Source organism: Melioribacteraceae bacterium (genome assembly GCA_035362835.1).
Lineage (GTDB): Bacteria > Bacteroidota > Ignavibacteria > Ignavibacteriales > Melioribacteraceae > DSXH01.
On record DAOSDY010000006.1, the window covers coordinates 61,329 to 76,788 of the forward strand.

Annotated in this window: 16 protein-coding genes; 3 read left to right on the plus strand and 13 right to left on the minus strand. The window is 39.6% G+C overall.

Annotated features, from left to right (window positions below):
• Positions 1-34 precede the first annotated feature (34 nt).
• The 3 genes from PLZ15_14895 (at position 35) to PLZ15_14905 (ending at position 4,825) form a co-directional block, all read left to right on the plus strand.
• A complete protein-coding gene (locus PLZ15_14895; protein ID HOI31030.1) occupies positions 35-946 on the plus strand; it encodes a hypothetical protein in 912 nt (303 codons plus the stop codon).
• Positions 943-2,961 carry a tetratricopeptide repeat protein gene (locus PLZ15_14900; protein HOI31031.1) on the plus strand — a complete coding sequence of 673 codons (2,019 nt, stop codon included), beginning with the start codon at positions 943-945 and terminating at the stop codon, positions 2,959-2,961. Before PLZ15_14895 ends, PLZ15_14900 begins: the two co-directional genes overlap by 4 nt.
• A gap of 160 nt (positions 2,962-3,121) precedes the next feature.
• Positions 3,122-4,825 carry a T9SS type A sorting domain-containing protein gene (locus tag PLZ15_14905; GenBank protein ID HOI31032.1) on the plus strand — a complete coding sequence of 568 codons (1,704 nt, stop codon included), beginning with the start codon at positions 3,122-3,124 and terminating at the stop codon, positions 4,823-4,825.
• A gap of 60 nt (positions 4,826-4,885) precedes the next feature.
• Here PLZ15_14905 and nuoF read toward each other — a convergent pair whose 3' ends face one another.
• From nuoF to lysW, 13 genes are all read right to left on the minus strand, one after another.
• On the minus strand, positions 4,886-6,208 hold the full coding sequence (gene nuoF, locus PLZ15_14910) for an NADH-quinone oxidoreductase subunit NuoF (GenBank protein ID HOI31033.1): 1,323 nt from the start codon (positions 6,206-6,208) through the stop codon (positions 4,886-4,888).
• Positions 6,208-6,681, minus strand: coding sequence for an NAD(P)H-dependent oxidoreductase subunit E (locus tag PLZ15_14915; protein HOI31034.1), 474 nt, complete (start codon positions 6,679-6,681; stop codon positions 6,208-6,210). The genes nuoF and PLZ15_14915 overlap by 1 nt, the downstream gene beginning before the upstream one ends.
• 64 nt (positions 6,682-6,745) lie before the next feature.
• Positions 6,746-8,041 (minus strand): NADH dehydrogenase (quinone) subunit D, encoded by a 1,296-nt coding sequence (gene nuoD, locus PLZ15_14920; GenBank protein ID HOI31035.1) that lies wholly within the window; start codon positions 8,039-8,041, stop codon positions 6,746-6,748.
• Positions 8,001-8,492: an NADH-quinone oxidoreductase subunit C gene (locus PLZ15_14925; GenBank protein ID HOI31036.1), complete on the minus strand. Its 492-nt coding sequence runs from the start codon at positions 8,490-8,492 to the stop codon at positions 8,001-8,003. Before PLZ15_14925 ends, nuoD begins: the two co-directional genes overlap by 41 nt.
• 22 nt (positions 8,493-8,514) lie before the next feature.
• The gene (gene nuoB / locus PLZ15_14930; GenBank protein ID HOI31037.1) at positions 8,515-9,012 is read right to left on the minus strand and encodes an NADH-quinone oxidoreductase subunit NuoB; all 498 of its coding nucleotides are present in this window, start codon (positions 9,010-9,012) and stop codon (positions 8,515-8,517) included.
• Positions 9,003-9,371 (minus strand): NADH-quinone oxidoreductase subunit A, encoded by a 369-nt coding sequence (ndhC, locus tag PLZ15_14935; protein ID HOI31038.1) that lies wholly within the window; start codon positions 9,369-9,371, stop codon positions 9,003-9,005. Before ndhC ends, nuoB begins: the two co-directional genes overlap by 10 nt.
• 100 nt (positions 9,372-9,471) lie before the next feature.
• Positions 9,472-10,626: an acetylornithine/succinylornithine family transaminase gene (locus PLZ15_14940; protein HOI31039.1), complete on the minus strand. Its 1,155-nt coding sequence runs from the start codon at positions 10,624-10,626 to the stop codon at positions 9,472-9,474.
• Positions 10,623-11,414 (minus strand): [LysW]-aminoadipate kinase, encoded by a 792-nt coding sequence (locus PLZ15_14945; GenBank protein HOI31040.1) that lies wholly within the window; start codon positions 11,412-11,414, stop codon positions 10,623-10,625. The genes PLZ15_14940 and PLZ15_14945 overlap by 4 nt, the downstream gene beginning before the upstream one ends.
• Complete coding sequence (locus tag PLZ15_14950) at positions 11,405-12,007, minus strand: hypothetical protein (protein HOI31041.1); 603 nt, start codon at positions 12,005-12,007, stop codon at positions 11,405-11,407. Before PLZ15_14950 ends, PLZ15_14945 begins: the two co-directional genes overlap by 10 nt.
• A 55-nt stretch (positions 12,008-12,062) precedes the next feature.
• On the minus strand, positions 12,063-13,109 hold the full coding sequence (gene argC, locus PLZ15_14955; protein HOI31042.1) for an N-acetyl-gamma-glutamyl-phosphate reductase: 1,047 nt from the start codon (positions 13,107-13,109) through the stop codon (positions 12,063-12,065).
• On the minus strand, positions 13,109-13,954 hold the full coding sequence (gene lysX, locus PLZ15_14960) for a lysine biosynthesis protein LysX (GenBank protein ID HOI31043.1): 846 nt from the start codon (positions 13,952-13,954) through the stop codon (positions 13,109-13,111). Before lysX ends, argC begins: the two co-directional genes overlap by 1 nt.
• Before the next feature lie 36 nt (positions 13,955-13,990).
• A complete protein-coding gene (locus PLZ15_14965) occupies positions 13,991-15,148 on the minus strand; it encodes a 2-isopropylmalate synthase (protein HOI31044.1) in 1,158 nt (385 codons plus the stop codon).
• Entirely contained in the window at positions 15,149-15,316 is a 168-nt protein-coding gene (gene lysW / locus PLZ15_14970; GenBank protein ID HOI31045.1) for a lysine biosynthesis protein LysW, read from the minus strand.
• Between the last annotated feature and the right edge of the window lie 144 nt (positions 15,317-15,460).

Consider the following 15,460-nt stretch of genomic DNA (forward strand, 5'->3'; position numbering starts at 1 on the left):
GAATCACCATCTCGAACAATCATTGAACTTACAGATGCTCAAGGACAGAAATAAGTTCATCACCATCCTCCTTTTACTTCTTACCTTAGCTTACGTATTTTTTTCTTTTCTTCTTCATGTTGAAGTAACCGCACTGGTTGTCGGGAGATTAAAGTCTATTACAGGGGATTTCGTTCCCAGGAATTATTCTTTAGAAGCAAGTATAGTTCTGGTGCTTATAATTGTCTGCTATGTATTATACCGTGCGATTAAGGGGAATAACAGGGTTTATACTTTTTTATTCATTTATCTCTATCTGATATTTGTATATTACTTTTACCGGGTATTCAGTCTTCATGCAGTAGAATATGTTCACTTTGTACAGTATTTTGGATTGGTTTTTCTGATCGGCTGGACGTTTGATCCTGGCAGAAATCACTTTTATTACAACAGGATATTATTTGCCGGTGTAATGATCGGTATACTGGACGAAGTCTTTCAGTTTTATATAACCGCACCAGGCCACAAATACTTAGATTTCAATGATTTTTTCCTGAATACCATAGGAACGATTGGCGGACTTTTAATGTATTACGGCTTTCACAGACTGCCTCTGAATATCGCGGCAACAAAGCAATTCTACAAAACAAAACGATTTATTTTTACTGCAGTTCTTGTTTCAGTAATTCTAATAATGGTTACAACAGGATATATCCAAAAAACCCCACCAGTTCCTATTGCAAAGGCTATAACAGAAATGGACGGTAAAACAATAATCTTTCTAGAGAGAATACCCGGCTGGTTAGGTCATTGGAGGGCTCATTTTGTATCGGGATACTTTTATAATTTAAATCCGCTGGAATCATTCGTATTAATAGGAATTGCAGTTGGGTTGTTTTCGCTTTTTGATCCGCGGATGCTTGGTAAGTTCAGAACCGGTAAAAAAATAGCAAAGTATTTGAAATGAAGAGCGAATTTATTAAAAAATTTAAATCCCTCACTCCATTCCTAATTATTACAATATTTCTTTTAATAACATATTATAATTCATTCACAACAGGATTTCAGCTTGATGATAACCACACAATCCTGAACAATCCGACTATTGGGTATCTAAAAAAATTTTCTGACCCCGGCAGATGGCTAATCCCCTTTTACAACAGACAGCTGCCTTACCTAACATTTTCTCTGAATTTTCTTCAAGGAGGTTATAACGTATTCTATTACCACTTAACGAATTTTTTACTTCATTTGATAAATTCATTCCTGGTATACGGTTTAATCTTACTACTTTTCAAATCGAATGCTTTCAATGACAAACCGATCCTTCGGTTTAAAGAAAAGATAGCACTTTTTACTTCACTGATATTTGCTCTTCATCCTGTTCAGGTACAGGTTGTAACATACATTACACAGAGGATGGTATCGCTTGCAATCCTGTTCTACATATTGGCAATATACTTTTATTTGAAAGCGAGGTTATTGCAGATTACCGGACCGGGCAACCTTGTTAAATACATTTATTTCTTAATCTCATTTATTTCATTCATACTGGGGATATTCAGTAAGGAAATAATCTACTCTCTTCCGCTCACTTTAATTCTTATCGAAATAATATTTTTACGTGAATCAGATAAAAGTAGAAGCAGCAAATTTATTTATACCTTATCCGGAATTATTGTTGCCGGAACTGCTCTGATATTTTTTACCCGGGGAATCCCCGCACAGTCTGAGGCTCCTTCAATCTATAACTATTTCCTTACGGAATTACAGGTACTCATCACTTACATAAGATTACTTGTTGTACCAATTAATCAGCATCTTTTCTATCACTTCCCGGTTTCAAATTCTTTATTTGAACCGGCTGTTTTAGCAAGCGGTATTTCTCTAATCATTCTATTATTTGCGGGAATTATCCTCTTAAAGAGAAAACCGATGATCAGTTTCGGAATTCTGATGTTTTTCATTCTTCTTGCAATTGAATCGAGCATAATTCCCCTAAAGTATGTGATATTTGAATACCGGCTTTATCCGGTAGTTATCGGTTTCGGATTAATTCTATCAACTTTAATCTTCAACTTAAAAATAAAAAATGTAATAGTTCCTCTCACAATTCTCAGTATAATTACAATTACTTTTTCGATACTGACGATCAATCAGAATTATTACTGGAAGGACGGTATTACGCTCTGGCAGCAGAATATTGATGCCGCTCCTTTAAATCCGGTTCCACATAATAATCTGGGGACATATTACTACTCAAAGAAAGAATACGACAAAGCGATACAGCAGTACACACGGGCAATTAAACTTGATTCAAATTATTCCGACGCATACAATCACAGGGGAATCGCCTTCCGGGACCGCAATATGTTTTTGACTGCGCTTTCAGATTTTAATAAGGCGATTGAGCTTAGCAATAAGAATCCGATGTACTGGAATAATAAAGGATACACATACCAGGGAATGGGATTAATAGACAGCGCGATTTTTTACTACAGGAAAGCAATTCATAAATCACCCGACTATCATAATGCTCTGAACAACCTTTCAATTGCTTTCCAACTAAAAAATCAACCGGATTCAGCACTCTATTATTCCAACGGGGCTATTAAAGTTAATCCTTACAATTCAAGGTATTATAATAACCGCGGAAATATCTTTTTCATGATTGGTGATTATGATAATGCACATCTGAATTTCATAAAAGCACTTGAAATAGAACCTGAGAATGCGAAAGCACTAAATAACCTGGCAACAGTTCTGATGAAAAGAAATTTTTACAAGGAAGCTATACCGATTTTAACGGAAGCAATTAAAATCGATACAGATTATCCTGATCCGCTATTTAACCGCGGTTACTGCTTCATGATGATCAGTCAATATGAACTTGCAGGAAGGGATTTTTATGAATGTCTAAGATTGAATCCTAATCATCAGGGTGCTAAAGAATGTATTAAATATATTTCATCGAAATATTGATGGACATTAATATTGACAAAGATCATTAACTTGAAAAAAATGGTTGATTCTGTGTAAACCGAATATTAGATTAATCCAGGACAATTACCTTCGAAATATAATCTGAAATATAAATCTCCTTTCTCCTCAGATATAACTGCTAACAAATGAGGGCGCAGAGATGAGAAAAAACCTACCAAAATTATTGTTGCTGTTCTTTTTCTTACCCGTTTTTTTATTGGGTAACGATATGCAGGTGGTTAAAGGTGTAAGCCCCGCCAAGGACACTAAATACCCTATAAGCAAGAGTCTTCCCGTAACAGTTGAAATTAAAAACGCAATAGGACCCGCACTTCCAGCCGGTTCCTGGTATCTGGGTGCAGTTATCAAGGACAAAAACGGCAACACAGTCTATTCCGGTTCGATGCAGGGTGGTGCAATCGGAGTGGGCGAAACAAAGCAGTATACATTTTCCAGTTCATTTATATCAACGGCATCGCAGGAATATTCAGTTCTGTATTATCTCGATTTCTCACAGGATATTAATACTTCAAACAATTCTATAACTCAAACATTCAGTACTTATGGCAAACCCTGGTCAGCATATCTTAAAACACCAACATACGGTCAAACCGGTATAATACCCAACCCATCACCTGACTTGACATTCGAACAGCCGGCATTAACAGGGGTAAGACCGGTTGTTACTCAAACCCTGGTCTTTTTCGGGACATCAAGCGTTGAAGCGGATCCAAGTATATCACCTCCATTTTCATCTTCTCCGGAAGAACTAAATTCATTTACATATCCATGGCCTCTCGATCCGAATAAGACATACTACTGGACGATCGTATATGGTAATTCTCTCGGGAATACTACATCGAGTATTTCTAATTTCATAACCGGAGCAACAGATTACTCTGCAGCGACTCTATTATCTCCGGGTAATAATGCAACCAACATTCCAAGAAATCCATTGGATTTTTATTGGGACGATCCAGACAACGCATTATCTGTTGACTTTTACATCGGAACAACTCCGGAAGCAGTTACACCGAACGTTGGATACCCATTTAGCCACTCAATAGCAACAAATACAGGGGTATTTACAGTGCCTGCCGATTTATTACAGGATAATGAAACATATTATTGGAGGATAGTAGAACAGTTCGGAAATACTTATAGTATGAGCCAGATCAGAAAGTTTACTACTAATGACCAATGGTTTCCGAACCCGGTTGGATTTCAGTATCCTCATGATGGAGATACTGATATACCAACAAATTGCCAATTCCGGACAGAGGATATTGCTATAATAGGCGACGACCCTTTTACACTCGATGTATTTGTTGGACCAACAATTGAATCCGTCTGTCCCGATCAGGGTCATCCCGTAACGCAGGCCTTGAACGTATACAGTGTAACTTACATACCAAAAGTCGATTTAAATCCGAATTCAGATTACTATGCAAGGACAGCAATTTCGCCAGTAACTCATGATGGTTCAATGTTAAAAACCGCCGCAATTCATTTCCCGGGTAAGAGAATACAATTCAGAACCGGAGCCGGACCTGTATCTGTATTCGAAAATAAATTAATTGTACCGGATGAATTCAGGCTATCTCAGAATTACCCGAATCCGTTCAATCCATCTACAAAGATAAAATTCGGACTTCCTTCCTCCGGAGCCAAAGGTAAATATCATGTTGAATTAATTATTTACGATATTCTGGGCAAGAAGGTCGATCAGTTGCTTAACGAGGAAATGAGCCCGGGAACATATGAAGTAGAATACCATGCTACACACTTAAGCAGCGGAATCTATTTTTATCAATTAAAAGCGGGCGATTATTCAAAATCGGTAAAAATGATTCTACTCAAATAACATGAACTGAAAAACTTATTAGAAAAGAGCCCCTTTTACGGGGCTCTTTTTGTATTGCAATCATTTATCAATATCGGCAAGCGGTATTGAAGAATTCCTCATCGAGTGGACTTTATTGGGAACGGGAATTGAGAATTCCATATTAACATACTTTTCAAATTCATCTCTGAATCTTGTAATCATAAATTTAACCGGCCAGGCAGCAGCATCTCCAAGGGCACAGATTGTGTTCCCTTCAATATTATTTGCAACACTTACAAGAAGATCAAGATCTTTAGAAGTACCAAATCCGTCCTTTATCCTGTGAAGAGTTTTTTCCATCCATCCTGTCCCTTCACGGCAGGGAGTACACTGGCCGCAACTTTCATGATGATAGAAATGCGCGATTCTTAGAAGGACATTAAGAAGGTTTGTATCCTCATCCATAACCATAATTCCTGCAGTACCAACCGCCGAACCGGCTTCTTTCAGAGATTCGGCATCCATCCGAACACCTTCGAGCTGATCGCCTTGTAACGGGGGCATAGATGATCCGCCCGGAATTACACATTTGATTTTTTTCCCACCGGGAACTCCGCCTGCAACATCATATATCAGTTCTGTCAGAAGCATACCTGTCGGATATTCATAAACGCCGGGTTTGTTTACGTGTCCGCTTATTCCATATAGCAATGTGCCAGGATGTTTTGGGGCGCCGATTTTAGAAAACCACTCCCATCCCTTTGAAATTACCGGAGGTACATTTGTTATCGTTTCTACGTTGTTAATTGTTGTAGGACAGCCCCAAAGTCCACTCTGTGCGGGAAATGGAGGTTTAACTCTCGGATATCCGCGATAACCTTCGATCGAATTCATAAGAGAAGATTCCTCACCGCAGATATAGGCGCCGGCACCTTTATGAATGAACAGATCGCAAGAAAAATCCGTATTAAAAACCGATTTCATCTTTTCGCCGAGGTATCCGCGTTCATATGCAGTATCAATAGCATTCTGCATTAGCTTAATCCATTTATGGTACTCTCCTCGGATATACAAATATGCCACACCTGCACCAATAGCATAACATGTAATAATTGCGCCTTCTATAAGCTGGAACGGATTGAACTCAAAGATCTGTCTGTCTTTAAACGAACCCGGTTCGCTCTCATCGCCGTTGATACAGAGGTATTTCGGTTTATCGGAGGTCTTAGGCATGAAGCTCCATTTCAATCCTGCAGAAAAAGCAGCTCCTCCCCTTCCGCGCAAGCCTGATTTCTTAACCTGATCGATAATATCGTCGGGCGACTGATCAAAAGCTTTTCTTGCGGAATCGAATCCTCCGTTCGCAAGATAAACTTCGATCCGATTAAAATCTTTTATTTCGGGCAGTACGATTCTTTCCATTACTTTAAAGATTCCAGGATTTCTTCAACTTTTTCTTTAGTTAGGTTTTCATAAAAATCTTCATTAACTGCAATCATAGGTGCATAACCGCAAGCGCCCATACATTCGACCTCCTCCAGGGAGTATTTCCCGTCGGCAGAGACCTGCATATTTTCGAGTCCGAGTTTATCCCTGACCAGGTCCCATATTTCATAAGCACCTCTAAGCATACATGAGACATTCGTGCACACCTGGACATGATATTTACCCATCGGCTTTGTGTGATACATCGTATAGAAAGTCACGACGCTAAGGACATTTACTTTATCTATTCCAAGAACACTTGCGATCTCTTCCATTGCCTCGTTGCTCAAATAACCATTCTGTTCCTGTGCAATATAAACCGAATCCATAACTGCGGCGAGTGCGGTCGGATATTTCTTACGTGCTTTATCAATCCGCGCTAAATTTTCTTCAGTAAATTTAAAAGCCATAATTTTTTATTTTATATTAGATCAGGATCAAGAGTATGAGCAAGAAACTGACCAGAATTATTAATTATTTATCTGCTTCTCCCATCACCGGGTCGAGACTGCCGATAATTGCAATAACATCCGAGATCATTGCCCCTTTACATATTTTTGCAATTGCCTGAAGATTACAGAACGAAGGAGATCGAATTTTCATTTTCCAGGGATGTCCTGATCCATTACTAACAATATAAAAACCCAGTTCACCTTTCGGATTTTCAGCTGAGAAGAAAACGTCACCGGCCGGCGGATTAACCCCGTGATTAATAATCATGAAATCATGGATCAGTTCTTCCATTTTAGAATAGATTTCAGTTTTATGCGGAAGGGCATGTTTCGGATCATTAGCAATTATTTCGCCCCCGGGCATTTTATCCAGAATCTGATATAGAATTTTGACACTTTCTCTTACTTCATCGCCGCGGAGGAAATATCTAGCAAGACAATCCCCTTCATTGTAAGTAGGAATCTTGAAATCGATTTCATTATAGAACAGATACGGTTTAGCTCTTCGGATATCATACTCAACACCAGATGCACGAAGATTAGGCCCTGTAACACCCAAAGCTATTGCATCCTCCTTTGTAAGAACACCGATTCCTTCAAGCCGGTCGATAAAAATACGGTTACCAAGAAGCAGTTTATCCATTTCATCGAGAGCACTGTGGAATTGATCGAGAAATTCCTTTACCATTTTAAGAGTAACATCATCGGCATCGGAGGCAACCCCGCCGATTCTCGTATAACTTGTTGTAAATCTGGCACCTGCAAGACGGTCGAAAATATTCTGGATTTTCTCACGTTCGCGGAAAGTCCACATCACCATAGTAACAGCGCCTACATCCATAGCATAAGTGCCGATAGCAACCATATGCGCGGCAAGCCGGGACAATTCGACAACCAACATTCTAATGAACTGAGCCCTTTTAGGGGCTTCGATGCCGAGAAGTTTTTCTACCGCAAGTATGTATGCCACATTGTTGCAGAGTGTTGCTGTGTAATCGAGACGGTCTGTGTGAGGGATATATTCTATATAACTCATCTCTTCGGCCATCTTTTCATATCCTCGGTGGAGGTATCCCAACTCAGGCACAACAGATAACACGGTTTCGCCGTCGAGCCTTAAAACCAATCTTAACACACCATGTGTAGCGGGATGCTGAGGACCCATATTGATTATCATTTCATTATCGAGCGCATCTTCAATGATAATCTCTCTGTCTTCAGCTATTTTTTTTAACAGCTTCTCGTCGGAGTATATATTAGTTCTTATATCCATAGAATTAAATTTTTTCAGGTAACGGTAGACTGTCCGGAATTCCAAGGACAGGGAAATCCTTCCTTAAGGGATGATACTGGAAACCTTCCGGCATATACATTCTTCTAAGATCGGGATGATTATTAAAAACGATACCGTACATATCATATGTTTCTCTTTCATACCAGTCGGCACCGGGCCAGACAGACGTAACTGAATCTATAACCGGAGGATCAACTTCAACAATAGATTTTAACCGTAGATTAAAGTTCAGCTTAAATGAATAGATATGATAAACAACGGCGAAACGGTTCTTGCGTGTAGCCCAGTCGATTGCGGTAACATCCTTGCACATCTCAAATTGTAATTCATTATCCTCTTTTAAATATTTTGCAACGCCGAGAATAGTATCACTTTTAACGGTAACGGATAAATCATCTCTGAAGTCAGTCGTTTCACTGACCGCATCCGGGAAATTACCTTTAATCTTTTCGATAATAAGTTGTTTCAAATCCATATCAGATATTAAATATTTCCATTTAAGCGGTTTTCAGATCCTGAAAATCGCGGGCTTTAGTCTTGGCAATTTTAGCTTGAATAGTCATAACAGCATTAATCAGATTTTCCGGGCGCGGCGGGCAACCGGCCGTATAAACATCGACGGGTAGAAACTGATCAATTCCCTGCACAACGTTATAGGATCTGTACATTCCTCCGGAGGAAGTACAAGCACCCATAGCAATAACCCATTTGGGTTCCGGCATCTGATCATAAATTCTTCTAACAACCTGCGCCATTTTATATGTAACAGTACCGGCAACAATCATAAGATCGCATTGACGGGGTGTAAACCTCATAACTTCCGAACCGAATCGGGCGAGATCGTATTTCGGATCGGCAGCAGCAATCATTTCAATTGCACAGCAGGAAATTCCCATAGGCATAGGCCAAACCGAACTTTTTCTCGCCCATGCAATTATGGAATCTATTGTGGTAGTTATGAAACCGTCCTGCTGTAATTTTGCCTCTAATCCCATTTTAAACCGCCTTTCGCAAAAATATAGAGAAATCCAAGTTCAAGTACTATCAGAAATACGAGCATTGGCATGAAAGCAAAAAGTCCATAATCTGCAAAGAGAGATTTGAACTGAACTGCCCATGGATAAACAAAAATCACTTCGATATCAAAAATTATGAATAGCATAGCAACGAGGTAATATTTGATTGAAATACGATCGTGTGTTGTTCCAACCGGATTTTTGCCGCTCTCATACGAAAGCTGCTTTATTTTATTGGGACGATAAGGGCCGAAGAGTCTGGATGAATATACAATAGCACCGGCAATGACAGCTGCAAAAATCAGAACAAGAAATACCGGTATATAGTTAAGAATCATATCATTTATTGATTAATTTTGGTTTGAAAAATAAGCCAAAAATGGTTATAAAGTCAAAGAATCTGATTCCCGTGTTATGATAAACGTCGGTTCTGAAATTTTATTTTAGTATTCTTGATAAAACTTCTAATACTCTGTCCAGGTCTTCATAACCTATCACTAAAGGAGGAAGCATTCTTAAGACAGTAGTTCCTGCAGGCAGAGCAACAATATTATTTTCCAACAGTTCCTGTAGAACAGGTTGAACTTTATCCTTCAATTCAATACCAATCATTAATCCAATAATTCTCGATTCACGAACTTTAGAAAGCTGAAGTGAATCAAACCTCTCTTTAAAATACTTCCCTTTTGATTCAGCCATTTCCCACAATTTATTCTCTAACATAAAATCGATGGAAGCAATACCTGCAGCACAGGCAAGAGGATTACCGCCGAATGTTGAACCGTGCTTACTTTTTTCAACTTTTATTTTATCTGAGCAGAGGAGAGCACCCATCGGGAAACCGCCTGCTATTGATTTGGCCACAGTCATCATATCGGCTTCAATGCCAAGATGTTCAATTGCAAACATTTTGCCGGTACGACTGAATCCTGTCTGGATTTCATCAATTATAAGGAGTATATTTTTTTCGTTGCAAAGATCCCTGACTTTTCTAAAATATTCCTTCTGACCGACATTGATTCCGCCTTCCCCCTGAACCGGTTCAAGGATAATAGCCGCAGTATCATCATCGGCGAGTTCCGCAATCTTTTCAAAATTATTGTAAGGCACAAAATTAAATCCGGGTACCAGGGGTTCAAATCCCTCCCTGTAATCTTTTTTATAGGTAGCACTCAGAGCACCATAAGTTCTTCCGTGGAAACCTTTCATAGCAGCTATAAATTTGGTCTTTTTCGTATTAAGTCGGGCAAATTTAATAGCGGCCTCGATAGCCTCAGTTCCGCTGTTTGTAAGAAATGCTCTGGTCAGGTTAGCAGGTGCAATTGAGAAGAGTTTTTCGAGGAACAATGCTTTTGTATCATTATAGAAAGTATTTGGGCAGGTGATTAAAGTTGCCGCCTGTGCAGAGATAGCGTCAACAACCATTTTGTTGGCATGGCCGATATTTGCAACCGAGATTCCTGCTGCCATATCAATATATTCGTTCCCTTTATCGTCCCAAACGCGGGCACCATTTCCTTTAACAAGTACAACATCCCTGCGGGGATAAACGTCTACTTCATACTTTTCGATAAGCGATTTGTAGTCTTTCATTTTATTGTTGTTCCCCTTCCATTTAGTGCATCAATGATTGGATGTTCAGTTCTCCCATCCGACAGGATCACCGTAGTATCATCGGCTTCAAATAATTTCCGGAGGGCAAGAATTTTTCTTTTCATTCTTCCATCGACCTTATTTTCCATTTCCTCAAGTTCAGATTTGGAAATAGATGTTAATAGAGACGCAGGATCATTTTTATCGGTCAAGAATCCTGCTTCTTCGATAAGTGAAATAATTTTACCGGCCTTAAATTCGTATTGAAGGAGTGCCACGATATCGTCATTTTCGGAATTTATCGCAAAATTATTTTCGTCAATAAGAGGCACACTAATAACAGGAGTATAATTATTATCGAGAAGAAGATTTAATAATTCCCTGTTAACCGATTTCGGCTTGCCCGAAAAATCTCTTAGCAGAAGAGTCTTCCCGCCTTCTCTAACCTTTATACCGGAATTTCTTTTACCCTGGATTAGTTTGCCATCGAGTCCGGACAGACCGACCGCATTGATTCCGGATTGGTGACATAGTTCAACAATCCGTTTGTTTTTAATTCCGGCATAAGCCATCATCATAAGGTCGATAGTAACCTCATCGCTCAGAACCGAATCGTAACCGGAGAGAGAGGTAACAATTTTTTTCTGGTAGCCGATTTTGACTGCCAGTTCATCCCTTAAAGCATTTGCCCCGTGAACAATAATCATTTTTTCATTAAGAGTTGCTAGGTCGTTTACAATACCCTTAATATTAATCGATTTACCGCCGCCGATTTTAATTATAAACATTTTAATTCCGTAAGAGAATTATTTGAAATTTTATTCCAGTCCGTTTCACCACGGAACGGCTCTGAACAAACGACCGCCATATCATCATTAATTTTTGAATGGAGAGTGAAATAATCCACGTCCTCATTGAAATATGAGAATACATAGGCCGAATTTTCATCATTTAGAATTATATTCATAGCTCTAATGTAGGATGATTTTTTTATGATTATTTCCGTCCCTTTGAGAATTGCATCTTTAATATTGTTTTTATCAAATCGTTTTATGTAGTTAAAAATTTTTTCAGCGCCGATTCGGCCTTCCTCTTTAATTTTCACTCCTCTTAATTCGCCGTTAAAAATAAAGATATACCTGCCGTCATGGAAAGGCATATTATTTTCAACAATAATTCCTTCGTCCCGGAACGCACTTCTGGCATGAACAATCAGCCGACTGGTCTTTCCAAATAATGAAAAGTCATCCTCCCAGATAGGATTAACATTTTTATAGTGACCCCATACACCGTTTTTCAGAAAAGAACATCCCCAGCCATGGCCCTGATACTCCCTGCTTTCTTTAGCGATAACCGCAAATTTCTGCAGAAATTCCTGCATCAGAAATTCTTTTTTTGAATTAATATATAGGAGCCGGCACATAGAAATTGCTCTATTAAATCGGATGCAAACCGGGGAATTCAAGACCGGTTCTTTCATCGAAGCCGAACATAAGATTAAAAGCCTGAACAGCCTGCCCGGCAGCGCCTTTCATCAGGTTATCTATTGCGCTTATAACAACGAGCCGGTTAGAAAATTCATCCTTCTTAAATCCGATATCACAATAATTGGTGCCGCTTAAGAGTTTGGGTTCCGGGTAACGGTAAATTCCTTCGCTCTCTTTTACAATTCTAATGAAGGGTTCATTTCCGTAAGCATCTCGGTAAACTTTCCAGATCTCTTTTTCTGGAAGATCATTTTTCAGGAATACATGACATGTAGCCAGAAGACCCCTTACCATATCGATAGCAGTAGCGGAGAAATGAACATCTATCTTTTTCCCGAATGAGAGTTCCTGCAATATTTCAGCAGTATGACGGTGCTGTGTGGGCATATAAGATCTTACAACACCTGCCCTTTCTGGGTGATGAGAACCTTCATTCACCTTATTGCCGCCTTCACTGCTACCGGCTTTAACTTCTATTACAGTTCTTTCTTCATCAACAAGACCGTTCTTATATAAGGGATAAAGTCCCAAAATACTAGCAGTCGCATTGCATCCGGCACTTGAGACATAGTCGGCTTTTTTCATCTCTTCGCGATGAAGTTCCGGGATGCCATAAACAAACCGGTTGAGAAGGTCCGGCCGGGCATGCTTATGTCCGTACCATTTTTCGTATTCTGATTCATTCTTCAGACGGAAATCCGCGCTCAGATCGATAATCTTAGGTGCAAGGGTTATAAACTTATCGATATGATTTTGAGAGCTGTTATGCGGCAGACATAAAAACAAGAGGTCGCACTGCTGAAGTTCTGAAGAAGAAATAAATTTTAATGAAGTCGATTTTCTGAGGTTAGGATGAACTTTGTGAACGAATTTTCCTGTATAGCTTTCCGAAGTGACCTGAAAAACTTCAACAAAAGGATGAAATAGAAGGAGTCTGAGTAGCTCTCCACCCGTATAACCGGATGCACCAACAATAGATACTTTAATCTTTTCCATTACCTGCCTTCAGCTACTTGTAGAATATACTCAACCATTTTCTGGGGAATATTTACACCGGTAGTTGTAATACTGTTCTTATACTCCATAGTATAATTCACCTCGTTGACCATCAGTCCATCCGCAGTTTCAAAAACATCGATAGCGACAATTCCTCCGCCAACAGCATTGGCTGCTCTTACAGAAATATCGTTCAGTTCATCAGTAACCGTGCAGTTTGTAGCAACACCGCCTCTGGCGGTATTGGTAATCCAGTGAGGCGATGTTCTATAAATGGCGGCAATACATTTATCGCCAACGACAAAGCTTCTGATATCTTTTCCTTTTTTCTCGACATATTTCTGAATATAGAAGATGGAATGATGGTAGGAACCTAAAACAGTCTTATGCTCGAGAATTGCCTCGGCAGAATCCCTGTCATTTACTTTTGATAGCAATCTGCCCCAGGAGCCGACAGCAGGTTTTAATACTACCGGATACCCCATCTCTTCAATTGCCTTTAGTGCCGACTCTTCAGTGAATGCGACTCGTACTTCCGGCTGAGGAACACCGTTCTCGGCCAGAGCAACGGATGTTAATAGTTTATCACCGCAGACAGTAGCAACATTATAGGAATTAACACATTTAATACCCGCGGCTTCAAATAAGCGGAGGCCATGCAATGCCCTGGAGTGATTAATACAACGCTCTACTACTACATCAAGGTCGAATTTTTCTTTTCCCAGATTAAAAGTAATATTGCGGTCATCAATAAGAACCAGATCAATGCCTTTTATTCTTGCAAATTCATCCATTAAGAATTTCTCATCTTTTCGTATCAAAGAATGAAGCAATCCAATTTTCATCTAAAAATCCTCCGGTAGTAAATTTAAGTTATGGAACTATTTATTGTAGGTCTTATGGTGCTTTACTGCGTCAACGATATGTTTTAATTCCTCGATGTCTACAGTACGTCCTCGCTGACCAACGGATTTAACTTCCTGCAGAACAGCATTTTGATGCTCATCGTCCATAGCGGTTTCATTAATCAAATTAAGAGCGTAACGGAGGGAAGCAATACCCGACATATGATCGAGCGCAAAATCTCTTTTTCTACCGAGGATTTCCGGGTGGAGACTTTCGTAATGCATCGGATTAATTGCAGCTGCATGTGTATGTACTCCGGCACAGTGAGTAAATGCGTTTTTGCCTGTAACCGGATAATTAGCCGGTATTGGAATACCCGAATGCTTACTTACGAGTTCGTAAAGTTCTGTTATTTTCTGAAGGTTCCATCTTTTTTCATTGTAGTCGACGGTCAATGTAACCAGTAGTTGTGCAAGGTCAACAATTCCGGCCCGCTCTCCAAGACCTAATGCAGCGGCATCAATTATATCCACGCCGGCTCTGTATGCGTCGAGCGCATTTGTTAGAGCAAAGCCTCTATCATTATGGCAATGGACTGCAACTTTCGGGAATAAACTCCGCAGGGCAAATTCATCCTTCAAACGTGAGATATAAGTATACATACTTCTATCGGTACCGGGGACCATATAACCGGTTGTATCGGCAACACTAATAATATCAGCACCGGCCTCAACAGCAGCGCACGCAGCTTTCACGACGTTTTCGAACTGAGACCTTACCGTGTCTTCAGGAGTATACCTAATAAGAAGATCTGGTTTAATTTTTTTCGCGTATTTAATAACATCTGTAATTTGTTCAACGGCGGTATCGAGGTCTTTCTTAAAAACTGTTGTAAGACGTTCATCGGATACGCAATAGAAAATTCCGATAAATCCTACTCCGCATTCCAATGCCAGATCCACATCAGCTTTTAATGATCTAGAATGAGCGCCGACAACCGATCTGAATCCCTTCTGGGCAATTGATTTAACGGCTGCATGAATTTCGGGAGTAACCATTGGATGACCGGCTTCAATTATGTCGATACCGATCTCATCGAGCAATGTTGCAATGGCTAATTTGATATGCTTATCGAAATAGACTCCGGGTGTTTGTTCGCCTTCGCGTAATGTTGAATCTAAAACCGCGACCAACTACTCACCCCAGTCTTCTTCTTCTTGAGGAGCTTCCTTTAAGGTTGGTGGATCAAGTGATACAACTTCAAGTTCGGTTCCGCAATCAGGACATTCAATCAGTTCGCCAACAACAGTGCCTTCAGGAAGGTCAATCATGGCACCGCAAACCGGACACTCAGCTTTCATTTTATCTGAACTCCATTTTTAGTTGTGCAAACATAAAAAACAATTTATTTGATAGCAAGAAACTGACACTCCAGCACTACTCTTTTTGAATCTTCTCAAATCAATTATCATGAGATGTATTTCTATTTTTTTAGGATCTGAAAC